29 protein-coding genes and 3 tRNA genes are annotated in these 25,085 nt (G+C 33.2%); 14 read left to right on the top strand and 18 right to left on the bottom strand.

Going from position 1 to position 25,085, the window contains the following annotated elements:
* Positions 1–101 precede the first annotated feature (101 nt).
* Genes ACX12B_RS01150 through ACX12B_RS01140 form a run of 3 tightly spaced genes read right to left on the bottom strand, consistent with a single transcriptional unit; the run spans position 102 to position 2,697 of the window.
* A complete protein-coding gene (locus ACX12B_RS01150) occupies positions 102–392 on the bottom strand; it encodes a hypothetical protein (RefSeq protein ID WP_459352236.1) in 291 nt (96 codons plus the stop codon).
* Between the two features lie 17 nt (positions 393–409).
* Positions 410–1,567: an AAA family ATPase gene (locus ACX12B_RS01145; RefSeq protein WP_459352235.1), complete on the bottom strand. Its 1,158-nt coding sequence runs from the start codon at positions 1,565–1,567 to the stop codon at positions 410–412.
* A gap of 8 nt (positions 1,568–1,575) precedes the next feature.
* Complete coding sequence (locus ACX12B_RS01140; protein WP_459352234.1) at positions 1,576–2,697, bottom strand: hypothetical protein; 1,122 nt, start codon at positions 2,695–2,697, stop codon at positions 1,576–1,578.
* Between the two features lie 83 nt (positions 2,698–2,780).
* Between ACX12B_RS01140 and ACX12B_RS01135 the strand changes: the two genes are divergently transcribed.
* The 3 genes from ACX12B_RS01135 to ACX12B_RS01125 all read left to right on the top strand — a co-directional run bounded on the left by ACX12B_RS01135 (position 2,781) and on the right by ACX12B_RS01125 (position 4,768).
* Positions 2,781–3,581, top strand: a complete 801-nt coding sequence (locus ACX12B_RS01135) for an inositol monophosphatase family protein (RefSeq protein WP_459352233.1) — start codon at positions 2,781–2,783, stop codon at positions 3,579–3,581.
* Positions 3,582–3,666: 85 nt separating this feature from the next.
* The gene (locus ACX12B_RS01130; RefSeq protein WP_459352232.1) at positions 3,667–4,509 is read left to right on the top strand and encodes an FAD-binding oxidoreductase; all 843 of its coding nucleotides are present in this window, start codon (positions 3,667–3,669) and stop codon (positions 4,507–4,509) included.
* Positions 4,510–4,600: 91 nt separating this feature from the next.
* A complete protein-coding gene (locus ACX12B_RS01125) occupies positions 4,601–4,768 on the top strand; it encodes a DUF1059 domain-containing protein (protein WP_141976587.1) in 168 nt (55 codons plus the stop codon).
* A 5-nt stretch (positions 4,769–4,773) separates the two neighbouring features.
* On the opposite strand, the gene ACX12B_RS01120 is transcribed toward ACX12B_RS01125, so the two are convergent.
* The 3 genes from ACX12B_RS01120 to ACX12B_RS01110 all read right to left on the bottom strand — a co-directional run bounded on the left by ACX12B_RS01120 (position 4,774) and on the right by ACX12B_RS01110 (position 6,796).
* Positions 4,774–5,850, bottom strand: a complete 1,077-nt coding sequence (locus ACX12B_RS01120; RefSeq protein WP_459352231.1) for a glutamyl-tRNA reductase — start codon at positions 5,848–5,850, stop codon at positions 4,774–4,776.
* A gap of 11 nt (positions 5,851–5,861) precedes the next feature.
* Positions 5,862–6,581: a hypothetical protein gene (locus tag ACX12B_RS01115; RefSeq protein WP_459352230.1), complete on the bottom strand. Its 720-nt coding sequence runs from the start codon at positions 6,579–6,581 to the stop codon at positions 5,862–5,864.
* A gap of 137 nt (positions 6,582–6,718) precedes the next feature.
* Positions 6,719–6,796 (bottom strand) — tRNA-Asp (locus ACX12B_RS01110).
* 96 nt (positions 6,797–6,892) lie between these two features.
* On the opposite strand from ACX12B_RS01110, the gene ACX12B_RS01105 reads away from it, so the two are divergent.
* A tRNA-Lys gene (locus ACX12B_RS01105) sits at positions 6,893–6,966 on the top strand.
* Positions 6,967–6,983: 17 nt separating this feature from the next.
* Here the strand turns inward: ACX12B_RS01105 and argH are convergent.
* Positions 6,984–8,441, bottom strand: coding sequence for an argininosuccinate lyase (argH, locus tag ACX12B_RS01100; RefSeq protein ID WP_459352229.1), 1,458 nt, complete (start codon positions 8,439–8,441; stop codon positions 6,984–6,986).
* 49 nt (positions 8,442–8,490) lie between these two features.
* Here argH and ACX12B_RS01095 point away from each other — a divergent pair, with 49 nt between their 5' ends.
* A complete protein-coding gene (locus ACX12B_RS01095; RefSeq protein ID WP_048069465.1) occupies positions 8,491–8,814 on the top strand; it encodes a metal-sulfur cluster assembly factor in 324 nt (107 codons plus the stop codon).
* Here ACX12B_RS01095 and ACX12B_RS01090 read toward each other — a convergent pair.
* Genes ACX12B_RS01090 through ACX12B_RS01075 form a run of 4 tightly spaced genes read right to left on the bottom strand, consistent with a single transcriptional unit; the run spans position 8,811 to position 12,053 of the window.
* Positions 8,811–9,560, bottom strand: coding sequence for a succinate dehydrogenase/fumarate reductase iron-sulfur subunit (locus ACX12B_RS01090; RefSeq protein ID WP_459352228.1), 750 nt, complete (start codon positions 9,558–9,560; stop codon positions 8,811–8,813). The genes ACX12B_RS01095 and ACX12B_RS01090 overlap by 4 nt on opposite strands.
* A gap of 2 nt (positions 9,561–9,562) precedes the next feature.
* Positions 9,563–9,907 carry a succinate dehydrogenase/fumarate reductase transmembrane subunit gene (locus ACX12B_RS01085; RefSeq protein ID WP_459352227.1) on the bottom strand — a complete coding sequence of 115 codons (345 nt, stop codon included), beginning with the start codon at positions 9,905–9,907 and terminating at the stop codon, positions 9,563–9,565.
* 1 nt (position 9,908) lies between these two features.
* Positions 9,909–10,340: a succinate dehydrogenase/fumarate reductase transmembrane subunit gene (locus ACX12B_RS01080; protein WP_459352226.1), complete on the bottom strand. Its 432-nt coding sequence runs from the start codon at positions 10,338–10,340 to the stop codon at positions 9,909–9,911.
* Positions 10,341–12,053 carry a succinate dehydrogenase/fumarate reductase flavoprotein subunit gene (locus ACX12B_RS01075; RefSeq protein ID WP_459352225.1) on the bottom strand — a complete coding sequence of 571 codons (1,713 nt, stop codon included), beginning with the start codon at positions 12,051–12,053 and terminating at the stop codon, positions 10,341–10,343.
* 93 nt (positions 12,054–12,146) lie between these two features.
* On the opposite strand from ACX12B_RS01075, the gene ACX12B_RS01070 reads away from it, so the two are divergent.
* Together ACX12B_RS01070 and ACX12B_RS01065 are read left to right on the top strand one after the other, a co-directional pair.
* Complete coding sequence (locus ACX12B_RS01070; RefSeq protein WP_459352224.1) at positions 12,147–12,656, top strand: PadR family transcriptional regulator; 510 nt, start codon at positions 12,147–12,149, stop codon at positions 12,654–12,656.
* A 196-nt stretch (positions 12,657–12,852) separates the two neighbouring features.
* The gene (locus ACX12B_RS01065) at positions 12,853–13,701 is read left to right on the top strand and encodes an isocitrate lyase/PEP mutase family protein (RefSeq protein ID WP_459352262.1); all 849 of its coding nucleotides are present in this window, start codon (positions 12,853–12,855) and stop codon (positions 13,699–13,701) included.
* Between the two features lie 25 nt (positions 13,702–13,726).
* On the opposite strand, the gene ACX12B_RS01060 is transcribed toward ACX12B_RS01065, so the two are convergent.
* Complete coding sequence (locus ACX12B_RS01060; RefSeq protein ID WP_016939700.1) at positions 13,727–14,014, bottom strand: AlbA family DNA/RNA-binding protein; 288 nt, start codon at positions 14,012–14,014, stop codon at positions 13,727–13,729.
* Between the two features lie 115 nt (positions 14,015–14,129).
* Here ACX12B_RS01060 and ACX12B_RS01055 point away from each other — a divergent pair, with 115 nt between their 5' ends.
* Positions 14,130–14,669, top strand: a complete 540-nt coding sequence (locus ACX12B_RS01055) for a HEAT repeat domain-containing protein (RefSeq protein WP_459352223.1) — start codon at positions 14,130–14,132, stop codon at positions 14,667–14,669.
* Here ACX12B_RS01055 and ACX12B_RS01050 read toward each other — a convergent pair.
* Positions 14,670–14,743 (bottom strand) — tRNA-Ala (locus ACX12B_RS01050).
* Positions 14,744–14,867: 124 nt separating this feature from the next.
* Here ACX12B_RS01050 and ACX12B_RS01045 point away from each other — a divergent pair.
* From ACX12B_RS01045 to ACX12B_RS01020, 6 genes are read left to right on the top strand one after another with little or no spacing between them, the layout of a single operon-like run.
* The gene (locus tag ACX12B_RS01045) at positions 14,868–15,713 is read left to right on the top strand and encodes a ferredoxin--NADP reductase (RefSeq protein ID WP_459352222.1); all 846 of its coding nucleotides are present in this window, start codon (positions 14,868–14,870) and stop codon (positions 15,711–15,713) included.
* 52 nt (positions 15,714–15,765) lie between these two features.
* A complete protein-coding gene (locus tag ACX12B_RS01040; protein WP_459352221.1) occupies positions 15,766–16,368 on the top strand; it encodes a hypothetical protein in 603 nt (200 codons plus the stop codon).
* A gap of 34 nt (positions 16,369–16,402) precedes the next feature.
* The gene (locus ACX12B_RS01035) at positions 16,403–17,320 is read left to right on the top strand and encodes a branched-chain amino acid transaminase (protein WP_459352220.1); all 918 of its coding nucleotides are present in this window, start codon (positions 16,403–16,405) and stop codon (positions 17,318–17,320) included.
* Complete coding sequence (locus ACX12B_RS01030) at positions 17,321–18,256, top strand: Gfo/Idh/MocA family protein (RefSeq protein ID WP_459352219.1); 936 nt, start codon at positions 17,321–17,323, stop codon at positions 18,254–18,256. It abuts the gene before it with no gap.
* Entirely contained in the window at positions 18,253–18,522 is a 270-nt protein-coding gene (locus ACX12B_RS01025) for a Trm112 family protein (protein WP_459352218.1), read from the top strand. Before ACX12B_RS01030 ends, ACX12B_RS01025 begins: the two co-directional genes overlap by 4 nt.
* 3 nt (positions 18,523–18,525) lie before the next feature.
* Positions 18,526–19,002: an acyltransferase gene (locus ACX12B_RS01020; protein WP_459352217.1), complete on the top strand. Its 477-nt coding sequence runs from the start codon at positions 18,526–18,528 to the stop codon at positions 19,000–19,002.
* Here the strand turns inward: ACX12B_RS01020 and ACX12B_RS01015 are convergent.
* From ACX12B_RS01015 to ACX12B_RS00995, 5 genes are read right to left on the bottom strand one after another with little or no spacing between them, the layout of a single operon-like run.
* Positions 18,999–19,229 carry a hypothetical protein gene (locus ACX12B_RS01015; protein WP_459352216.1) on the bottom strand — a complete coding sequence of 77 codons (231 nt, stop codon included), beginning with the start codon at positions 19,227–19,229 and terminating at the stop codon, positions 18,999–19,001. The genes ACX12B_RS01020 and ACX12B_RS01015 overlap by 4 nt on opposite strands.
* Positions 19,226–20,218 carry an MraY family glycosyltransferase gene (locus ACX12B_RS01010; protein ID WP_459352215.1) on the bottom strand — a complete coding sequence of 331 codons (993 nt, stop codon included), beginning with the start codon at positions 20,216–20,218 and terminating at the stop codon, positions 19,226–19,228. The genes ACX12B_RS01015 and ACX12B_RS01010 overlap by 4 nt, the downstream gene beginning before the upstream one ends.
* Positions 20,215–22,344 carry a DEAD/DEAH box helicase gene (locus tag ACX12B_RS01005; protein ID WP_459352214.1) on the bottom strand — a complete coding sequence of 710 codons (2,130 nt, stop codon included), beginning with the start codon at positions 22,342–22,344 and terminating at the stop codon, positions 20,215–20,217. The genes ACX12B_RS01010 and ACX12B_RS01005 overlap by 4 nt, the downstream gene beginning before the upstream one ends.
* Complete coding sequence (locus ACX12B_RS01000; RefSeq protein ID WP_459352213.1) at positions 22,341–24,428, bottom strand: minichromosome maintenance protein MCM; 2,088 nt, start codon at positions 24,426–24,428, stop codon at positions 22,341–22,343. Before ACX12B_RS01000 ends, ACX12B_RS01005 begins: the two co-directional genes overlap by 4 nt.
* Entirely contained in the window at positions 24,421–24,939 is a 519-nt protein-coding gene (locus ACX12B_RS00995) for a hypothetical protein (RefSeq protein ID WP_459352212.1), read from the bottom strand. The genes ACX12B_RS01000 and ACX12B_RS00995 overlap by 8 nt, the downstream gene beginning before the upstream one ends.
* Positions 24,940–25,085 lie beyond the last annotated feature (146 nt).

Raw genomic sequence — 25,085 nt, 5'->3', positions numbered from 1 at the left:
TGATCTAGTCCAATACGGTTTCCTATATTAATTTAGTTTGTAGAAAGTTGTGTTGAATTTTTTTTAAAAATAACAAGTAGAACAGATAGAATTTTAGAGAATTATGAGTTAATAATTGGAAATTTTTTGTTAGTTGCTTTTTGATAGGAGTTAAAAGTATCATTTTGGTCACTGCATTTTTTGCAGATACATAATTGAGATACATTTGCAATGTCACATATATCCTGAAACTCACATTCTGAACACCCAGCAGGGCCACCACATACTATACATTGTAATTCATTAATTTCAGCACATTTTTCATGTTTAACTCCAAGGCCTTTTGCCCAAAGGCCAATTTCATTGATCTCGATTTTTTCATTACATATAATACAAGTTCCTGGAAACTTCATCGGGATTTTTCTCCAACTCATGGTATCAATTCAATCTCCTTATCAATAATATCACCAAACGTTTCTTCTAATTCTAATTCTAATGTTTTGTTTTTTATACAAAATAAAACAAAAGGTAAACCAAATGTAACAAAAGCACTAGAAGACAAATGTAATTTTTTCGCCATAACAGATGTAAGTGATTTTATTTTTGCTCCATCCCAACGAATTCTATTAAGTAAAGGCCATGAAAGATTGTATTGTGCATATCTAATTCGATCATCATTTTGATAGAGTTTAATCAAAACATCATTAAGATATCTCAATAATCGCCAATTTTGTGTTCTAACAATTTTTCCATAAAGCATGTCAGCCTCAGAAATTACTTCTAAATACTTTGCAAATGAATTAACATCTAAATTACTTGTGACAATACTTGAATAAAATGCATTAATTTTTTCTCTTGGATCAATTTGCATAGAATACAAAACACTTCTAGCTTCTTCAACAGATTTTGATTTAAAAAATGCATTAACTCCATCTTCAACATCAATATTTTCAAATGTAACTTCTGTTTGTGGGTTAAATCCAGTAACCAATGATTGTGTTAAATTAATCATTGAACGGATGTCACCTCTAGATTTGTCAATTACTTTGATTATTGAACCAGGACTAAGTTTTGCGCTTTGTTTTTTTAAAATATGTTCTAAATAAACTCGAAGAAGACGTGGAGGGATTTTTTTAAAAGATATGATTTTTACAACTTTTTTGATACTCTTCATTTTATCAGAGGAATCATCATTTGCAGCAAGTATAATCGGAACAGTTGGTTCTTTTAGAATATCAACAAGTGCTGCAACACCACCATAATCTCCACGACCATGAATTCCATCTACTTCGTCAACAAATATCATTGGAGTTCCAAGAACGCTTACGTTTCCTAATACAGGAGTAAGAATTTCATTAATTCTTGATTTACTTCTAACATCACTTGCATTAAGTCCAATCATATCATAACCAAATTTTTTGGCTACAAGAAACGCCATAGTAGTTTTTCCGATTCCAGGAGGGCCAACCAAAAGTAGAGGTTTTGTGCCTTTTTTCCATTTTGCAAACCATTCCATTATTGCAGCACGAGAATCTTCATTTCCAACCATATCAGAAATATTCTGAGGTCGATATTTTTCAGACCACATCAATTTTATCACTTTCTTGGAAGATTTTTGTTCAAATCTGACCAGATGTTTTCCTCTTGTAATTTCTTATACCAGAATTGATTATAATGTTCCACAGTAAGAAATAGAAATTCTAAAAATTTGGTATGTGAAAAATTATCAGGTAATTTTTCTAGAGCATCTCTTGCTTCTCTCAAATAAGATTCGCTATGATTCATTGTTTCTTCAAATCCACGTTTTGCATCATTCATTTTTAATGAATAAAATAATGGCCAAGAGGGAATTTTTGCAGCTCTATCCCTAATACTATCTTCAATTTCATTTCCACATCCTACAGATTCAGCAGCTTTTGCCATTCCAGTGTAAAAAATATCAGCTAAAGGTGCGCGATTTAGTGCCATGTTTCTACCAGCTGTTCCCATAACAGAACGATATTTTTTGTAACTTTCAATTAATTCTGCTTCAGTAATTTCAGTAGGTTTATCTTTTAATTTTGTATCAAGGTATTGTCCAATTCTTGCTTGTTTAAAACCCTCCTCAAATTCTTTGAGTACATCTTCACCGCCTTTTGAAATTTTTTCTCTTGCAAGTTTTAAAATATATGGATTCATCAATTTGTAATCGTCCAAGTATTCCAAATCTTCATCTTTATCTACAATTCTATCCATTGGTTCGCTAAGATCAATTGCAATAATGTGGCCATCAACAATATCTTCTCTCATTGTAGTATTTTTATCGTCTTTGAAATAATCTGTAGATGCATCAAAAAGACCATTAAAAACAGGAAATGTCATTTTGACAAAATTAGAATTTAAAATTCTGAGTACCCTATCATGTAAGGTGTCAAAATCTTGTAATTTAGATTTTATAGGCTCAATTTCAGATGCATTCAAAATAATTTCAGTAGAACCTACTTCTTCAGCAAATTGTTGTTGTGTGGTGTTTGGAGATTGATCAGCATTAATTTGCTCAAACAAATTTTTTGCAAATCTTTGAGCAAATGTAGGGAATGTATCCTCAGCCTCTTGCTTGTACTGATTAAATAATTTGAATCCTTTGGATTTGAATAAACCCTGTTTGATAATTTGCTTTCCAGGTTTTGTTCCCATTAAAGCACTTTTACTAAAAATTGATTCATCTTTTCCACTCACATTCAAAATTCAATGTGTTGTTATTTATGCTTTCAAAACAAAAATTTTCTTCACTTAAATTACGAAGCAGAAAAATATTGTTTGTGGAAGTTATCGAAATTCTTCGTGAAGTTTCAAACAAGATTTATGAAAATGTAAAAGATCTTGCAGGAACAGAACGTGCTGCAGGAGATTTTGGAAGAGGGGCAGGTGGAGATATTTCAAGAAACATTGACATTATTGCTGAAAAAACAGTTCTTGATTATTTAGAAGAAATTAATTTTCCATGTGTTGTTTTAGGTGAAGAATGTGGAAGAGTAGAATTATCAAAAGAACCAAAAGGTTTTGTAATTATGGACGCAATTGATGGTTCTGCAAATGCAGTAAGAGGAGTACCTTTCTTTTGTAGTTCATTAGCCTTTGCAACAGAAAACAAACTTAGTTCCATAACAGATGGAGTTATCACAAATCTTGACAATGGTGAAATGTATTGGGCATCAAAAGGCAAAGGTTCATTTTTCAATCAAGAGCAAATGAAAGTGCACAAGGAGGATCCAATTTACAAAATTGTGGGAATAAACACATCTGGAGCATCAACAGAATTAATGAAGAAGTTACATCCAATATTTGAAAACCACAATCACACAAGACATTTTGGTGCTAATGCTCTTGAAATGGCATTGTTTGCAAGAGGATTAATGGATATTTTTATTGATTTACGAGATAAAATTAGGATTCAAGATATTGCAGCAGGATATTTGATTGTCAAAGAAGCTGGAGGATTATTGTTAGATGCAAATTTGAATCCACTAGATGCAGATCTAAGCTATGACACAAGAGTTTCTTTTATTGCAGCTGCAAATCAGAAAATTCTTGATGAAATAATGTCACAGATCAATGAATAAAATTTCAAATTTTCATTAAGAAATTAATTTTTTCATCAGATATAACAGAAATATATTTATCCAAAGTCACGAAAAAACTTGTTGTATGGTTAGTGAGACAAAGGCAAAGGTTGTGTACAGAGAATTATTAAAAGAAGATCTTGTAATTATTAGATTACTTCCAGAAGGAGGAATGCCAGAATACAAAACAGGTCAATTTTTGACAATAGGCGTTCCAATACCATCAGAAAAAAAGATTGTAAGAAGAGCATATTCGATTGCATCACACCCAGAAAATAGAGAATATTTTGAATTTGTAATTAGATGGGTAAGAAAACCACTACCAGGTAGAGTGACTACAGAATTGTTCTATGCAAGTGTTGGTGATGAAGTTTGGTTAGGTGATCCTACTGGAACTGCGTTACAAATTAGTGACATACTTCCAAACGGACAAGAAGATAAAAGAAGAATAATTTGTGTGGGTGGTGGAACAGGTATTGCACCCTTTGTTGCATTTGCAAAACATTTTCACGATACTAATGATAAAAGAGAAGTTATTGTTTTGCATGGTGCCAGTTATGTAGATGAATTAAGTTACAAACGTCTCTTTACAGATTTAGAGTTGGAAAGTGAAAGAAGAGGAAGAGACCAATGGAATTTCAGATACAGAGCAGCAATCAGTAGACCGAAAGAATTCTTCAATAGATCTTGGAATGGACATACAGGCAGAGTTGAATCATTTTTTGCACCAGATAAAAAGACCGGATTATCACCTGTAGAAGAGATGGTGGGAGAAAAGATCACACCAGAAAATACAATTATCTACATTTGTGGTTATCAAGGAACAATTGATGGTGTAATTGATTCCTTAGGTCCACAAGGCTTTGTTACAGAACATGAAAAGAAACCTGATGGTAGTTTTGGAATAAAGTTTGAATCATATGGATAAATAAAAAGAAATTAATTTTTATTTTTAGGAACAACCATTTTTCTGTTATGACTACCTGTGGATTTTTATATCGATAGCATTGTCCAAAAGCATGGCAGAGTTAAAGTGTAGAGATTACGGTTTTGAATGTGATTTTGTAGCGAGTGGTGATATGGAAGAAGTTATTGAAAACTTTAGAAATCACACAGAAGAAGAACATGGAATTGACTACTCTAAAGAAGCCATAATGCAATTTCTATTAAGAAAACAAGGTCTTTAAGAAAATTAATTTTCTAATTTTTGCATTTTAATTGATAATACAGGTAATTCTTTTTCGATAATTTTTTCAACTGCAGGAACAATACCTTTTCTAGCTTTTACACTTTCGTCATAAATTTCTGCAATTTGATCTCTAAACAATAATTTGATTCCTGGAAGAGATGTGATATCTTCATTTACAGCTCTTGGTTCTGAAATATCCATGATAAGAGTACCTTTCTTCTTTTCTTCCATAACTAACCGAATTATTTCATGAGTGATAATGAAATAGTCTGCAGTAGTTGCAACAAATACAATATCATACTTGTCTAAACCCGCCAATGCATCTTCAAAGTTTACAGGAGTTCCACCCACTATTGTTGAAAAACCAGTAGCTCTTTCAAGAGTTCTACTTGCAACATCATAGGAAACTTTTTTCTTATTGAGAGTTTTTGCAATTTGTGCTGCCGATTCACCAGTTCCCAATAACAATACCTTCTTTTTAGCATCTAAACCAGCTTTTTCATCGACTAGTTTTACTGCAATATCACCAAGAGAAACAACATCCTTTTCAATTCCAGTAGCATCTCTCATTTTTGTGGCTAATCGAATGACACTATCAAATAATTTGTTTAAAATCTTGCCTGAAGTTCCTACTTGTTTTGCTTTTTCAAGAGATTGAACAATTTCATCATAGACTTCTCTCTTTCCAACAACAAAGGAGTCAACTCCTGCAGCTAAGCGCAATAAATTATGATAAACATCATTGCCTTTGTAAACCTCAATTGTTTGATCAAAATGATCAATATCGATTTGTTCTAATGAAGATAATGATACCCATGTATCTTTAACTTGGTTTAATACAAGACCTTTTCCTTCAACTCTTCTTGCATCAGGAGAATCTTCATCTTCAACATTACTTACAGTGAAAATTTCAACTCTACTTGCAGTTTGAATAATAATACATTCATCAACACCAGGAATTTTTTTAAATTCTTCACATGCAGCAGACACATCTTTGAATGCAAATTTTGACAAAGAATGAATAGGAACGTTTTTGAAAGTGACTCGTGTATTCATTACATCAAAATTTACGTTACCCATATCATCTCATCTCATTTAGCTGCTATTTTGTCTCTTCCACCATGAGCTGTTCTAAATACATTCATACCAATAAAGTAATTTTCATGCAATGATTCTAAATAAGTAATTTCATCTTCCAAATCTTTGATTTCTTTTTTAGTTGCATCAGGATCACTCTTTAACGTTTCAAGTTTTAATTTTGCAACTTCTAGAATTTCACCAACACCACGTTCATAGTTAGATTTTCCTTCAAATTCTGGACTAAGTACATGTTGAGGCACATAAGCAGGTGTTTGATCTTGCGGAGTTTCTGCTTTTAATGTAAGTGATTCTTGTTGTTCGGTAGTGAGAATTGGTCGTGAAAAACGATCCTCTTTGTTTAACCAAAATTCAGGTTCTCCCATTTCTCGTCTAAAAATTTCCTCTCCTTGTCGTTTGAAGGTATAATCGGGCGCTTTTGCCGCATCTGCTTTTACTTCAGCTGCAATTGCTTTGTATTCTTCTTCAGCTGCAGCTTCAGCTTCAGCTTTTGCAGCTGCTGCTTTTGCAATAGCTTCTTTTACAGCATTTTCAGCTTCTTCTGCGGCTTTTGCTGCAGCTTCAGCTTTTGCGATTGCATCAGATGCTTGTTTTGCCTCTTCAACTGCTTTTGCAGCTTCTGCTTTTGCAGTGTCTTCAGCAGATGGTTTCTCTGATGGAGTATCTTCAGTAGGTTTTGCTTCTACTTCAGATTCTTTTTTCTCTTCAGACAACAAAATTATCACAAATTTGCCTGAATTTTAATATTCTTGTGACAAAGACTGTAAATTATTAGTTTTAGAACGATAAATTACGAAAAAACAATTTTGATCGGTTTTAAAATGATATTCAAATGAATAAATGAAAATAATGGCGCCCTCGGCGGGATTTGAACACGCGTCTCAGCCGTGACAGGGCCGAATTCTAGACCGGGCTATACTACAAGGGCACAAGTTCAATGAATCAAATTGCCAGATTAAAAGTTTCTGTCACAACAATAAATTTTGTAAAAGACTAAATTATACACGTAAAGCATTTTTTGTGAGGGTCTATGGCGCAGCCAGGTAGCGCACCGGACTTTTAATCCGGTTGTCAAGGGTCCGAATCCCTTTAGACCCGCTACTTTTCTTTTTTCATTAAATTATTTCATCAATTTGTTTTTTGAAATCTTCAAGAGAAGAAGCTATTTTGTTTTCTCTAAAAGTAATATCAGTTCTGAAATCATTAATTTTCTTGAGTCTATCTGAAATCATTCGTTTTTGTTCGTCATATCCTGAAGAACCAAAAGATTTTCTCTCTTTCAAAGAGGACACAACAGTTGTGGAAGAAATGATTTTTGAGACTAATTTTGGATCAACTTTTGTATCAGCCACCGATTTTTTGATATCAGATGGAGTTAATTTTGAAATGGGTTTCTTTGAAAAATGTGCCAATTGAACTAAAGAACCAGCAATTTTATGAGTTACGCGAAATGGAATTCCTTCTTGAACTAATTTTTCTGCAATATCCAAAGCAATTAGATTACTAGATTCTGTTACTTTTTTCATTTGTTTTTCATTTACTTTCAAAGTAAGAAGCATTGATTTCATAATTATGAGAGCATTGATTGAAATTTTTGATGTTGACCAAATTGAAGATTTTATCTGTTGTAAATCACGTCCATAACCAGATGCCAGTCCTTTAATTGTAGATAAAATTGCAGTAAGATTTCCGATTACCTCAGCTGTTTTTCCACGAGTCAATTCTAAAATATCAGGATTTTTCTTTTGAGGCATTACGCTTGAAGGAGATGTGAATTCATCAGATAATTCAATGAAAGAAAATTCAGATGTAGACCAAATTACAAAGTCTTCAGCAATTTTACTTAGATTAGTCATTAAGATTGCAACCATCGACACATACTCTGCTACAAAATCACGTGTACTAGTCGCATCAATGGAATTTTCAACTACATCCTCAAATCCAAGCATTTTTGCAGTACTATGTCTATCAATTGGAATGCTTGTTCCACCAACAGGTCCTGCACCTAATGGACTTTGGTTTATTCTTTCAAAAGTTCCATAGAGTCTTTGGAAATCTCTTGCTAAAACATCTGCATGTGCAAGAAGATAGTGAGAGAATAAACCAGCTTGAGCTTGTTGGAGATGAGTATAAAGTGGCATAATCGTTTTTTGGTGATTTTTAGCCACAGAAACTAGCGCTTCAATAGTATCTAAGAGACAATTGCAGATAATGTTAATGTCATCTCTAATCTTCATTCGTATATCTAAAACAACTTGATCATTTCTTGAACGTGCAGTATGCATTTTACCTCCACTTGCCATTCCAGCTCTTTTGATCACTAGTCCCTCGATTAACTCATGAATATCTTCGGCGCCAGATGATGAATCAAATGTTTCGTCTTTCAAGCTCTCCAGAGATGAAAGAATTTTTTTTGCATCATTTTTTGTTATGATATTTTGTTGATATAACATCAAAACATGAGCTTGACTTCCAAGAATATCATAAAAAGCAATTGCAGAGTCATCATCAATTGATGATACATAATCTAAAGTAATATCACTCAAATCATTTCCAAGACGTGAACGATACATTACCTAAGGTTCTAGAATGGTTATATATAGCATCGACGCTTTTGCCCACATGAGTCAAGATATCAAACAACTTCGGGTAAAACTCTTCGATGAGCTATCAAAGATTGTAGATCCAGAAATCAACACATCAATTGTAGAATTAGAATTAATTGATGAAGTTGATATCAACGATAGTAATGTCAAAGTTGATTTGCATTTAACAAGTCCATTCTGTCCAGCAGTATTTGGTTTTAAAATTTGTCAAGACATACATGACAATCTTTTGAAAGTGGATGGAGTTGAAGACGTTAAAGTAAATGTCTCAAATCACTTTATGGCAGAACAGATTAACAATCAAGTTAACAATAGCCCAAATCCAAAAAAACTTGGTTAACTTTTAAAACCAAGCATATATCCTCGAAGAAGTTGGATTCCCATTGCAGGATCAACACCTTTTGGACATACTTGGCTACAAGAGCCAGCAAAATGACATCTCCAAATACCGTGAGAGTCATCAATAATTTTTAATCTAGAATCTTTTCCTTTATCTCTACTATCTGCAACATAACGATACGCTTGAGCAAGAGCTTGTGGTCCAACAAATGAAGAATCAGTAGCCATAGTAGGACATGCTGAATTACATAATCCACATTTGATACAATTTGCAAATTGTATGTATTGTTCTAATTCTTCTGGAGATTGCAAGAATTCTTTTGCATCAGATTCTAATTCAGTATCATCTCTATCTAGATAAGGTTTGATTTTATGATGAGTGTCAAACAATCTTTCAAACTTTACAGCCAAATCACGAATGATTGGGAAGTTGTTCATTGGTTCTACGGTTATAACATTAGAATCAAGTTCACTAATTTTTGTAAAACAGGCAAGTCTTGGTTTTCCATTAATTATCATTCCACATGAACCACATGTTGCTTGTCTGCAAGAATAACGTACAGCAACTGAATGATCAAAGTGTTTCTTTACATCAAGTATTGCTTCAAGTACAGTAGTCCATTTTTCATAAGGAACGGTAAATTCCATGAATTGTCTTTCATTATCTTTTTGTGGGTTATATCTTGCAATTCTAAGCGTGATTGATTTAGAAGATTGGTCATCTGCAATACTAGAAACTTGTGCCATCTCTATACCATCCCCATGTTAGTCATAATAATTGTTCGTGAACCATATGCAATTAGTGCAAACATTGCCGCAAGGCAACCATAAGAAACTGCTTTTTCATATGTACGTCCTTGTTTGAGTTCCAACAAGATTACACGTAATCCATTAAATCCATGAATTGAAAGCAATACCAAGATCAATTCTAACATTATTGCATAAGGAATGAACTTGTAATTTGCAAGAACAGTCTCATATTCTAAAGAGTCAGCAAAATTCATAGTCATACGCATCAATATGTGAACAGCAACCAAGGCAACTGCTGCCAAAGCAGTTCCATAGTGGATTTTCATAATTGTACTTTCTCTCATTTCACTCACCAAACATTACGGCTAATCCGTACATCATAGCAATTGCAGCAAGAATTATTGCAGAATAGATTCCTATCTTGTGTCTGTAATTTTGAGATGCTGGATCATATGGATAATCAGGTCTTGCAGGTTTTCCAACACCAATACCACCATGTCCCAACATTACTCTAATTCCATTAACAGTATGAAATACACACATTGCAATTACAATTGCTAAAACAATATGTCCTTCAGTAGTTTGAGTTAATTCTAAAAACTCATTCCATCCTACACGTCCTCGTAAAATATTACTAGTTTCATAAATGTGACCGATAAAATATGCTAATAATCCCAAACCACTTAATCTCATTAACCAATAAGCTACTCTTTCAATCCCATAACGACTAGGATTAGCCATTCCTTTGAAACCTTCTTTGTGTTCGTCTTGAGTCATCTAGTATTTTCTCTCCACAGGCTGATACTTAGTGATTGTTACTGGATGTGTCTTCATAATTGGTTCATTTGGATCATAGTATGCAAGTGTGTGATGCAAAAAGTTTGTATCATCTCTTTTAGTATAATCAGTTCTTGCATGAGCACCACGAGATTCTTTTCTATTAATTGCACCAATCAATACAATTTCAGCTACTCGGAACATAGAATCAAGTTCCATAACGTTTGAAAAGTTGGTATTGTACTCTTTTGCTTTATCATCAACATGTTTCCAAGTTTGTGCTTTTAGTTCCCGAATTCTCTTAAGACCTGCAACAAGATCAGTTTCGTTTCTGTAAACGTATGCTTTCTCATTCATAGTATCAGTTAATTCTTGTCTAATTTCATATGGATTGGCATCACCATTTCCTCTAAAGATTCCATCATAGATTCTCTTCTCTTCTGCTGCAACCAAATGATGTGGCCATTGATCTGCAGTAGTGTTATTCATTGCATATTCTGCTGCCAATTCACCTGTAATTTTTCCCCAAACAATACATTCAGAGGTAGAGTTTGCGCCCAATCGATTTGAGCCATGGACGCTGTTACATGCAGCCTCACCTGCAGCCCAAACACCTTGGATTTCTGTTGCTCCATCAATATCAGTATGAAGTCCACCCATCATGTAATGGCAAACAGGTCTAATGTCAAGTAATTCTTCAGCAGGATCAATTCCTGAAAATTTGATAGAAATTTCTCGAATTCCACCTAACTTTTCTTTAATCTTTTCATCACCAATATGTCTCAAATCAAGTTTCATACAATCAACTCCTGTTTCATGTTTGAAACCACGACCTTCTTGAATTTCTGTCATAATAGAACGAGAAACAATATCACGTGGTGCTAACTCCATTTTTCCAGATGCATAAGTTTTCATGAATCTTTCACCTTTGTTGTTTAGAAGATAACCGCCTTCTCCTCTTGCACCTTCAGTAATCAAAATACCAGATGGTAAAATACCAGTAGGATGGAATTGTACAAATTCCATATCTTTGAGTGCCATACCTGCACGCAATCCCATATCCAAACCATCAGGAGTTGAAGATAATGCATAAGTTGAAAAACTATACAGTCTTCCAGCACCACCAGTTGCAATGATGAGAGCTTTTCCTTTAATTGTGTAAAATGTTCCAGAACCTAATTCAATTGCAGTAAGACCCATGAATTTTTTTCCATCATGAACAATAGATGTTGCAAACCATTCGTTAAGATATTCAATATTTTCATGTTTTTGACATGTATCATACAATGTTTGCATTTCAAAGAAACCAACTTTATCAGATGCATAAGTTGCTCTAGGAAAACTATAACCACCAAAGTTTCTTTGATCAATTCTTCCATCTTCTTTTCTAGACCAGGGCATACCCCAATGGTCTAACTGATGAATCTCTTGTGGCATTTCAACACATAGTCTTTCTGCAACATCTTGATCTGCAAGAAAGTCACTACCTTTTACAGTGTCATAAACATGAGATTCAATTGTATCTCCTGCATCTTCTTGAATCACTGCAGCAGTTCCACCTTCTGCTGAAACAGAATGAGAACGCATTACCTGTAATTTTGAAACAATGCCGATTTTCAGATTAGGTCCTTTTTTTGCAGCTGCAATTGCGGCTCTAAGGCCAGCTAATCCAGAACCACAAATTATCAAATCAAATTCAATTGAATCGACCATTTTAAGACAAACTTGCTTAGGGCGGGATAAATATGTAGTAATTGTAGGCATGATCCAAAATATTCAAATATATCACTAGCGATATCACTAGTGATGATTTCTGAGTGGTTTCAGAGAGTAGGAAGCTCAGTTCCTAGAGGATTTTCAAGATATTTCATCTTAGAATTATTGAAGAAAAAAGAACGAACTGGAAAAGAGATTATCGATTATGCAGTTGAACAAAGTAATGGAATTTGGAAACCGTCACCAGGTCTGATCTATCCTTTGTTAGGAAGATTGTTGGATGAAGGGTTAATCCAAGAAACTAAAGATGGAAAATATCAATTAACAGAGAAAGGTGCAGAAACTGCACAAGATGTAGACAAGGTCAATGATATTGTAAAAAAGCAATTAGATGTTCTTTTTAGATTAGGTAATGTTGGAAGATTTGTAGCAATGGATTTGCTTGAAAAAATTTCTTTGATGGGATCAATTTTGAGTTCAAATGTTGCAAATATGACTAGTGAGGAAACTGAAAAGTATAGGAAATTTCTTCAAGAAGAACTAAAAAAGATAGATGCAAAAAATGTTGAAAGCAATGGTAAAGAAATCAAGATAGATTAATCAAAAAATACATGAATTTTAAATTTATAATATAGCGATTAGTTATTTCAAAAAAACTCATAGATTAGAAAAAATCGCTAAAATTAGAAAATATATCGAAAAGCATTATTCTAGAGCAGAATAAAGGAAATAAAGTAATTACTTAAAATCATAAATAATTCATAAAAAGAGTAATTTCATGAAAAATTTGCGTAGTATGTTAAAATCAAACAAGCCATTAGTTATTCCCGGAGTTTATGATGCAATTGGTGCAAAGATTGCAGAAAAAGTAGGATTTGACGCAATGTTTCAAACGGGATATGGTACATCAGCCACTCTTTTTGGAATGCCAGATTATGGATTCATAGGGGCAACTGAAACAGTTGATAATGCAAGAAGAATTTGTAGAGCAGTTAAAGTCCCAGTAATTGTTGATTCAGATACAGGTTATGGTAATGCACTAAGTGTTTGGAAGCTTGTAAAAGAATTAGAATCTGCAGGAGCATCAGGAATTTTTCTAGAAGATCAAAGATGGCCAAAGAGATGTGGACATATGCAAGGAAAAGAAGTTGTCACACAAGAAGAGTATACAGAAAAACTTGGTGCAGCAATTGATGCAAGAGAAAGTAAAGATTTCATAATTGTTGCAAGAACAGATGCAAGAGCAACAGAAGGATTAGATGTTGCAATAGAAAGGGGATTACAAAATAAAAAAACAGGAGCAGATGCAGTATTTGTAGAAGCACCAAGATCAATTGAAGAGATGAAAAAGATCGGAAAGTCAATAAAAGCACCACTTGTTGCAAACATGATTGAAGGAGGAGCAACTCCAATTAGCTCAGCTAAAGAATTACATAAGATGGGATTCAAAATAATTTTGTATCCATTATCAGTATTGTTTGCAAATACTTTTGCTACAATGAACATACTTCAAGAATTGAAAAAGACAGGAACAACTTCCAAATACAAAAACAAAGTAGTTAATTTTGATCAGTTCAATGATCTAGTAGAACTTTCAAAGTTTAGAAAGATGGAAAAGAAGTACGGTTTTTCAAAAAGAGAATAAAATAAAAAATTACAAGTAAAGTCAGTTATGCCTGATTTCTCTTTACTTCAATTTCTATTGTTGAAACGTTTCTTGTTCTACCGTCTTGTGACTCTAAAGATTCTGAGCCTATTTTGATTTCTCCGATAGAGTATCCTGCATTTTCTGTTTTTCGTGCAATGATTTGAGCTACATCTACAGCACGTCCAATGCTGAGTCCTCTAGCTTTGATGTTGACGGATGGTAAGTTTGCCAATTGAATTAGCGTTGATGTAACATATGCCATCAATGGTTTCTTACCAATGAATATGGTGTCTCTTGCTTCGGTCGACATGGAAAATTTGGTATTTAAGGATAATTTAAAGCTAAAAGTGTTTTTTCTAGTATGAGCAAATTTTTTTGAAAGATTTGAACTAATATTAACTAGAAATCAAGATTTTATTTAGAAATTGAAAAATATTGTAAAAGTTTTAGAGTCAGGAAGTAGTGAAGAGAAAATCAAAATTTTAGAAACTCTAGACAACACAGGCAGTCCCGAAATTTTAGAAAAAATTATTTCAAAATTAGATGATGATGATATCAAAGTAAGAGGAGAAGCATTTAGTTCACTTGTACTAAATAAAAATAAAATTTCAAATGTTTTAATTCAAAATTTGAATTCAACTAGCAAAAATGTAAGAGGTTTTGCAGCACTAGCATTAGCAAATAGAAATGAAACATCTGCAATTCCCAAAATAGCAAAACTTGCAAAAGATGAACGTTCCATGGTAAGATCATGTGCAATTGGTGCATTAAGTCATCTAAAAGCTAAAGAAGAAGAAAAAATTTTTCTAGATTCAGTTTTAGATACAAATGTAGAAGTAAGAAAAAGTGCATTACAGGCAATAATTAATCTAAAATTTCCAATTTCAGAAGAAAAAATTAAAGAAATTTCCAAAGATGCAGACTCTGAATTATTAAAAATGCTTTCTAAATTAAAAAAGAAATAGTGGACCGGAAGGGATTTGAACCCTTGATCCGATGCATGCCATGCACCTATCCTACCAGACTAGACGACCGGCCCATATTCAGAATTCTGAATCAATTACATTTTTCAAATTGGTTATTAACGTTTAGCGGTCAAACAGAAAATTGATGTATGAAATTAACACAATATATTTAACCGTCAATATTCTGATTGAATCGTTATGGTAGTAGATAATAAAGCAACTATCACATATGTTCAGTTATTAAAAGAAGATCTTGTAATTATTAGATTAGTTCCAAAAGAAGGTCCAGTTCCAGAATACAAAGCTGGTCAATTTATCACATTAGGATTACCAAATCCTGTTGAGGGAGGGAAAATTGTTAGAAGGGCATATTCAATTGCATCACATCCAGAAAATAGAGAGTACATTGAGCTTGTAATTAGATGGGTAAGAAAACCACTTCCAGGACGATTAACTACACAATTGTTTAACGCAAAAGAAGGAGATGAAATTCTCTGGCTCAAACCAACTGGAAGAGCATTGTTAATCAATGAGGAGCTTCCAAATGGAGAAAAAGATAACAGGAGAATCGTCTGTATTGGTGGAGGAACAGGTCTTGCACCTTTTGTTAGTTTTGCACAGCATCTACATGATTCAGGAGATAAACGAGAAATTGTTGTATTACATGGTGCTAGTTATGTAGATGAATTAAGTTACAAAGATCTGTTAACTGAATTAGAGAATGAGAGCATTAGAAGAGGAAAAGATGAATGGAATTTCAAATACAGAGCAGCAATCAGTAGGCCTCAGGAATGGTTTAACAGATCATGGGCAGGTCAAATTGGCAGAGTTGAAACATTTCTAAGACCAAGAGATAATGGAATGTCCCCATTAGAAGAACTAATCGGAGATAAAATTACTAAAGAAAATACAATATTCTATGTTTGTGGTTGGCAAGGTACAATTGATGGAGTAATGGACTTCTTGAATCCAAAAGGATTTGTTACTGAACACGATAAACGTGAAGATGGAAGTTTTGAAGTCAAATACGAATCATACGGATAGAATTTTTAAAAAAATCAATCATTGAAATATGAGATTTGGTTAGTGAATCTAATTGATTACTGCACTATATCTTGCACATCTAAATCCAGTGACAAAAGCTCATGTAGAAATCATTGAGGAATTAAAGAAAGATGCAGATGTTGTAAAAGTAATGCCTGTTGTTTTCAAATATGATGAAAGAGAGATCAACAGTAAGAGTTTTCCATTTAATTTTAAAACTAGAAAGAAAATGTTAGAATCAATATTTGGAGATTCTATTCAAATTACTGATGATTATGCATTTTTTGCACCATTTAAGAAATACATGCCACCATTACTCTCACCAAAATCATGGAAATTAAGAAAACAGATTTTACGTGGAGTTGAGGGGGATTTTTTCTCATACACAGGAGACAAAGCTGAAGGATACATGCTAAAGATTTACAGATTAAAACCAAAGATAGGTGAAAGAAAATCACTTTCTGCAGCATCAGTTAAAGAGAAATTGTATGATGCAGCACTTGGAAAAGAATCGTCATGGAAAGAAGATGTTCCTGAAAAGATAGCTAAGGTAATAGAAGAGGATTGGAAAACAGTTGAGAAATTTGCAGATTTGGAAGATATGACAACAAGAGTAGCTGGAATGAAATTTCCTAAAGAAGGCTGGTCAAAATAAATAGAGATTAATACACTACAGGTAAAAATTTTCTATGAAACTTCCACTTTCAAAATATGTTTGGTTTGATGGAAAATATGTTCTAACAGAAAAAGCACAAGTTCCAATTACAACACATGCAATACACTATGGAACATCAATCTTTGAAGGAATTAGAGCATATTGGAATGGAAAAAATCTACATGTGTTTAGACTAGATGAACATGTAAAACGATTTAGAAGATCAGGACAATTTTACAATATTTCATTAAATTTTTCAGATAAAGAAATTACAGATGCAATAACAGGAATATGCAAAAAAAATAAACTCAAAAAATCATGTTATATTAGACCATTTTATTTTGTTGGAGATTACGGAATAAATCTACATGTTACTGAAAAAGCTCCAACAAATGTTGCAATTTTCACATTTCCTTTTGGAGATTTGTTTAATAAAAATGGAATTTCAGCAGGAATTGTTTCTTGGAGGAAATTCTCAGATATGTCAACTCCACCTCAAGCAAAGATGGGTGGAAATTATCTAAATTCAATAATTGCAACACAAGAAGCAAAAAGAAATGGAGTTGATGAAGCAATTTTACTTGATCATAATGGAAATGTTAGTGAGGCACCTGGTGAGAATATTTTTATCGTTAGAGAGAGTCAAATTGCAACACCGTCTTTAGCATCAGCAGCACTAGAGGGAATTACTCGTGATGCAGTAATCAAAATTGCAAAAGATTTGGATATTGAAATAGTTGAAAGAGACATCACAAGAAGTGAACTTGCAATGTCTGATGAGATATTTTTAACTGGAACTGCAGCTGAAATTACACCAATAATTTCACTTGATGGAAAGAAAATGAGTAACGGTAAACCAGGAGACATTACAAAGAAGATGATGGAAGAGTATACAGACATAGTAATGAACAAAAATGATGACTATTCTCATTGGTTAACAGCGGTGTATTAGATGAAAATTGTGCAAATTGGTACAGGTGGATGGGGTAAGAATCATGCAAGAGTACTATCAGAATTAGGAGTACTTGGTGCAATTTGCGATACAGATACAAAACGTAGTAAAGAATTTGGAGAAAAATATTCTGTTAATCACTATGAATCACTTGATGATATGATTTCATCTGAAGAATTTGATGGAGCATTTGTTGTTACGCCAACATCTACACATACAGAAATAGCAAAAAAATTACTTGAAGTAAAAAAACATGTTTTTGTTGAAAAACCTCTTACATACAAGACAGAAGAAGGAGAAGAACTTGCAAAACTTGCAGAAAAAAATAAAGTAATTCTAACTTGTGGATACATAGAAAGATTCAATCCTGCAGTAGGAGTTGTAAAAAATCTTGTAAAAGAAAAAAAATACGGGGATTTAATTATGCTTGAATTTCATCGTGAAAATAGAATGCCACTTCACATTAAAGATGTAGGAATAATTTATGATACTTCAGTTCACGATATTGATACTGCAAATTGGTTATTTGATGAAATGCCTAATGTAGTATTTGCAAGATCAGGTCAGATAAAACATGAACATGAAGATTTTGCAACCATTATGTTAGGATATAAAGAAAATAAAGTTGCAATCATTACATCAAATTGGATCACACCAAAGAGAATTAGAAAGTTTCATGCAATTTGTAATGACGCAAGAATTTCATCAGATTTTATCACACAAGAAATCAAAGTTGAAAAACAAGAAGAAATAGAAAATATAGAAAATGAAAAACAAGAGCCTTTGCTAATAGAGATTCAAAGTTTTCTTAATGCAATTGAAGGTAAAAATGAACATATTGTTACAGCACAACAAGCAGTAAATGTTACAAAAATTGCTGAAGCTGCACTTTTATCTAGTCAGAAAGGAGTTCCAATATACTTAGATCTAAAATGAATAAAACTATGATGGACATATTGGCATGTCCAATTGATAAAAATCATCCTTTAGAATTATTTGAGATAAAAGAAAAAGATGGCATAGTTTCAGAAGGAGTTTTGTTTTGTACAAAATGTTCTAGATTTTTTCCCATAATTGAAGAAATTCCAATTATGCTTCCTGATGAGATACGTGATAAAAAGCAAGAAATAGAATTTTTAAAAAATTTCAAAGATGAATTGCCTGAAAAAATTATTACAAAGGCAAACCCATGGCATTTGTAGAAAATGATCACCAATTTTATCTCAGATAAAGCAAAAATTGGCCAAAATGTATCAATTTGGCATTTTACATATGTTGGAGATAATGTGGAAATAGGAGACAATGTTAAGATTGGTTCCCTTGTTCATATTGATTATGATGTAAAGATTGGAGAAAATACAAAGATTGAGGGCTCAGCTTACATCCCACCACTTTCAAGAATTGGAAAAAATGCTTTCATTGGACCAGCTGCAGTATTAACAAATGATCCATACCCAATGTGTGATAAAATGGTAGGAGTAACAATAGAAGATGGTGCAATAATTGGAGCACGAGCAGTAATAAAAGCCGGAGTTACTGTTGGAAAAAATAGTGTTGTTGCAATGGGAGCAGTTGTAACTAGAGATGTTCCTGAAAATGTTGTTGTTATGGGTTCACCAGCCACAATCAGAAAGACTAGAGAAGAGTATGATAAAAAACAAAAAGAATGGTTAGAGAGTTAAGATCTTAGTTCTTTTTTGAATATCCAATTCTTCATTTTTAACAAAACTAAAATCCAAATAACTACAAGAATAATGGCAATAATTGCTTTAATTACAGATGCAATAAACCAATTAGCATCACCATATCCTGTTACTTCTATAGGTCCAAGAACTGTAACAAGAATACCTCCACCAAGAAGCATTAAAATCCACATTCCAAACAAAAAGCCATAAAGCCCTTTTCTCATATCCTAACTCCCATTAGAAATGCGGTGATTATTGCCAATACACCAGAAAATAATCCAAACTTAAAGATTGCAATTCCAACTTGTTTTTCAGTAAGAGGTCCTGCTGCAAGAATTAATCTTACTAGAGTAACAGGAGCGGTTTTATCATCAGTTGCTTTTAACTTGAAATCTTTAGTGTGTTCTACAGGTTTTCCCTTGATTTGTCTATGTTCTACTATCTTTTTTACACTTGAAAGGAACAAAAATGAGTTTATTACCGCAGGTAATAGTGCTACGGCTGCAATAATTTCTACACCTCCAGCAATTGCAATAGAACCATACATGGCACCTAAAGTTAAAGCTCCAGAGTCACCTGGGAAAATTTTACTTGGAATTTTGTGATATTTGTAAAATGCTAAAGAAACAAATCCTAACGGTAAACTTACAATTGCAATTTCAAAATTTTCTACAATAAACAGACAAATAGATAATGAGAAACTTGCTATAACCATAAATCCACTTGCAACACCATTTAAAACATCAATAGAGTTTATTGTATTTCCAGTAATAGGGATCATCAATATGATTAATCCAAGATAAAGTACAGGTATCTGTACTTCACCAAATAAGGGAAATGCCAAATTAGAATCATATGTACCCAATGCAATTATTGGAATTGCAGCAATAGCAAGAGTTACTGGTTTAAACCATCCTCCCATTACTTTTCTATCATCAACATATCCAATTGCAAATGCAGCAGTAGTTGTAATAATTATTGCAATAATTTCATTTAGTTGTAAAAATGCATACAAAACAATTTCTGAAACAATTATTCCCAAAATTATTGAAGGTCCACCAGGTCTTACAACCATGACATCTTCTTTTTTGTTCATGTCTTTTACTGCCATGTTTCTTTTTTCTAGAAATTTGATCAATGGAGGAGTGGTTACAAAGACAACAAAAAACGCAATAATACATGAAACAAATGCTGGAATCAGTAAATCAATCAATATCTAACCTTTTGTAACTCTGCCTTGATGTTATCCGCAATGGTTGAACCAATTTTATCTATTTCTGCTAATTTATTTACAGGAATCTTTGCCAAATCATCAAGATTTTTGATTCCATGTTTGAATAGAATTCTTGCTCTGACTCTACCAATCCCTTTAACCTTAACTAGTTCAAGTAATTCTTCTCTAATTCCATAAGATATTCTTCTACGCAAATTACCCAACTCTTCAAGTAAATCTGCCCGTTCAACATGCTTTGAAATCTCTCTGAGACAATAACAAAGCCAATTTCCAGTCTCAGTCATTCTATGCATATCACCAGATTCAATCCCAAGACTATCTGAGAGGCTAAGTTCCGTAGATTCAGTAATCCAGGATTGAAGGGCCAGAAGGCTTCTTGAGCAATCATATTCTGAAATTGGCTCTAAGAGTTCTGAGGAATTATTTTCAATCATGAGACTTGCTGTTTCATAGTCTTTTTGTCTTAGCGAAAATTTTGGGAAAAATTCTTCACAATTTGAAATCAAATGTAGAAATCCAAATGTGTGTTTTCTTTCTCCAGATACATTTTCAAGTGCATCTCTAAAGTAAGTCGCTGTAAGTGGATCAATGTAAAGCATCGAAGTTTTTTTACCAAATTCAGTTGCGGCGTATCTTTCACCTTTTTTTACAATCAAATATTGGCTAGAAAGGAAACGTAAGGAAATATCAATTGCAAATTTGATAGTAGATTTACGTGATTGTATACCACCAAGTGTTTGTAAAAAGAATTCTAGAATTTCTTCTTTTTTGATTCCAGGATGAGTTACAATAACACTGAGTATATGAGTTCTCAAAGATTTATCATCAGTAATTTTTGATTCAATAGGTTCAGGTTCACCATTAATGTAATATTCAATTAGATCATCAGTATTGCCATTTCCAACAATAATTGATTCTCCATAATCATCATATTGAGGTCTTCCTGCTCGTCCACAAAGTTGTTTGTATTCAAGAATACTAATTGGTCTATTTGCACCAACTTTTGCATTGTATCTATTAACATTAGAAATTACAACTCTTCTTGCTGGCAAGTTAACACCTGCAGCTAAAGTAGGAGTTGAAGATAATAGTTTGATGGTACCATTTCTAAATTCAGCCTCTATTGTTTCTCTACAGTTTTGATTTAGTCCAGCATGATGAAATGCAACTCCTTTTTTTACCAAAAGAGCTAATGTTTTTACTAATTCAGTATGTTCGTTTTCAGAAAGAATTTTTTTTGATGTTTTCTCTAATTGAGACATCTCTTTTTTTTCTAAAATTTGAGATATTGCATCAGCTGCCTTTGTTGCAAGAGACTTTGAACGAGTTCTAGTTTCAGCAAAAATTAACGATTGACCACCATCTTTGACTGATTGCACGCCTAAATCAATAGGGGTTCCACGTATACTACGCTCAACTTCAAATGTTGTACCATCAGCCATAGTTATTTCTCCAGCATCACAAACACCTTCTGAAAGTGGAACCGGCCTCCAAGAATTTTCTACTAGTGTGCATTCAAGCCAATCTGCAATGTCATCAGAATTTGTTATAGTTGCACTAAGACCAACAATTTGTGGTTTTGTTTCTAAGAGTTTTAGTTGAGTTAAGATCATTTCCAATGTAGGACCTCTACTTTCATCACCAATTAGATGAACTTCATCAGCAATCACCAAACCAATTTCATCAATCCATTCAGCACCATGTCTAATTATAGAATCCATTTTTTCATTAGTTAATACCAAAATGTTATTTTTTTCTAGATTTTTTTCAATATTTTCAAAATCACCAGTAGAAATTCCAACTTTGGTTTTGTTTCCCAACCCAACTTTTTCTAATTTTTTAAATTCAGAAAATTTTTCAGCAGCTAATGCCCTCAAAGGACTAAGATAGATGATTTTACCTTTGTTTTTTGAAATGTAACTCATCATTGCAAGCATTGCAATTAGAGTTTTTCCACTTGCCGTCGGAGCAGAGACTAGAATACTTTTTCCATCGAGTAATCCCGATTTTACACTGTCAGTTTGGGGAGGATATAATTTTTCAAAACCTTGGGATTTTAAAAATTCTATTGCAGATTCTGGAAGTTTTAATTTTTCTACTTTCATACTCGGTTATAATGACCGGGTTTTGATTCATAAATAGATGCTTCTCTAAGCATTCTTCTAATGTAATTTCTTGCTTCTTCTTCTGTGAATTTTTCACTCTTTTCAAGTTCTCTAACAAATGCCCTTTCTTCAACAGGAATCTTGTTGTCACCTTCCATTCCTTTGAGAACATCCATAAATAATTGCATCTTTGAGACTTCACTTCGAGGTTTTCCTTGCAATACACCAAGGTCAACCTTTCCAGTATTAACATCAACACCAGCATCTTGCAACATGCTTTGGATTAGAAATATGGCACGTTCAGCATCTTCTTCTTCCACCTTATCTTTCATGAGTAATCTTGCTCTAGCAGTAGAGAGCCGGATAATACCTTCAAGTTGTCTAGGAGTAACTGTAATCATCTCCTCAGATTCAACATTTCTCATTTGAAGATAGTAATCAAGGATCTTTTGTTCTGCTTCTTTTGTTAGATCAGGGGTTCCACGTTTTGCATATGAAAGATATTTTGTAAGTAAATCAACATCAACCACGGATTTTTTGTCAGTTCCTTGAGGAGTATGTAATTCTATAATGTGTCTTGCAATCTTTTCATCTCTTTCTTTGGTTGGAATATCTCTAACTACAAAGATCAAGTCAAATCTTGTTAAAAGAGGAATTGGTAAATTGACATTTTCTGTAATATTTTTGAATGGATCATATTTTCCATACATAGGGTTTGCAGCAGCTAAAATTGATGTTCTTGCATTCAAAGTTGCAACAATACCACCTTTTGCAATACTTGCTGATTGTTGTTCCATAACTTCGTGTAATGCACTTCTATCTTCAGGTTTCATCTTATCAAATTCATCTATACTTACAAGACCTTGATCACCAAGTACAACTGCACCAGCTTCTAACATCATAATTCCTGTCTTATCTCTTACAACAGCAGCAGTAAGTCCTGCAGCAGTTGAACCTCTACCAGAAGTATACAAACCACGGGGAGCAATTCTAGAACAAAACTTTAGCATTTCACTTTTTGCAGTACCAGGATCACCAACAAGAAATACGTTAATGTCACCTCTAATTTTACTGCCGTCACCTAACGATCTTTGATTAGAACCAACAATTAGTAACAGAATTGCTTCTTTGATTAATGATTGTCCTTGAATATGAGGAGCAAATGAATCAATTAGTCTTTGATAAACATCAGGACTAGCAGCTAATGCTCTAATCATTTTTTCTTCTTCAGGAGAAATTTCTTCTCTTTCAATTTTTCTCGAAGTTTTAGAACCACGGCCACCCAAAAATTCAATATTATTTCCTTCAATTCGTAATCTATACAATCCGCTATGGCCACGGGTAACCCCAGTAACAGATTCCTGTTCCACACGAACTACTCCAGTAAGGACAATTCTATCTCCAGGCCTAGCATTATCTACCAGATCCTGTCTAATTGTGACATCAATATAGTGAGGAAGTTGTCCAGGAGGAAGATCCTCAGGAAGTTCTTGTAATCTTAGTATTTGAAAGTCGATGAATTTGCTTGCTTCAGGTTTTAGATCAAATTCCCGATGTTTACAATTTGGATTATCACATACAACTGGAACTTTAACATCCATTCCCTTAATCTGAACAACTTTAGTGTGATGTTCATCAGGACAAACAAAGATCAATTCTTTTGCAAGTGGTTTTACTTCAGAAGCTCTAACCACCATACCTGAAACACTAGTAATAGAACCAATAGTTTCAGCATTAATTTGTCTGAGACTACGTTCAGAAGGATAATTGATTAATCTAACACGAACTTCATCTTTAATTTTTTCAGCATAATCAGGAAATCTTGTTTGCAATGCTTCTTTGATTGCTCTAGAAAATGCATCAAATATTCTATCAGGGTTTTCTGAAAAAATCGATATGATTTCGGGTTCAATAATCAAATCATTATAATCAACAATAATGAATTTAGAATTCTTAGGCATCATCTCATCAATTGCCTGTACATATTTGTATTCTCCAGTATTATCTTTGAATCGAGTTAAGAATTCTTTTACTTTATCAGATAATGCAGAGTCAGTAAAGGTACTAGTTTGTGCACTACTCATCTTTTTCACCTTTTATTTGATTTTCAAATTCTATACTATTTTCATAGATAGTTTTGTAGAAAATTACTTCTTCAACAGTTAGTTTGTTGTACAAGTCTGAATTCAGTTTTATAGAATCAGCTAATTTTACTAGTTTTCCTCTCCTCATCCTAAACAATTCCAACATCATACTTTCGACCTTATCAAAATCATCTCGATTCAGTTCTTTCATTGATTCCTTTAGTTTGATGTAAAAGTGAGGTTCAAGTGTCGAGATTTGATATTCTCCAACCATTTTTTCTTTTGATAATGCTTGTTTTAGTTCAGTGATCATATCAGGGGAATCAAGGGTTCCCAAATTATTATCAGCAAGAATTTTGCCTACCCACTGAGGTATGTTATTCACCTCACCCTGTTTTCCCTCAGTCTTTAGGCCTGCAACATTGAATTTGTAGTCTTGACTTATGGTTACCTTAGCATCCTTTAGGCGGTATCCAATCGAGTGTACTTTTTCTATGTTGTCTATTTCCATGTGAGATCACTTTTTGTCTTTTAGATCCTCAAGTATCGGATCGATCAATTCTGTTAACAATTTAGTGAGATCAATTGATCCTAATTAATTACAGGCTGATCGCTCATTTTTTTATGCTTGAATGGATTTTAATTTGTTGTATGTGA

The organism is Nitrosopumilus sp. S6, assembly GCF_054515815.1.
Note: the sequence above shows the minus strand (reverse complement) of the source record. Positions and strands in the feature narration are given on the sequence as shown.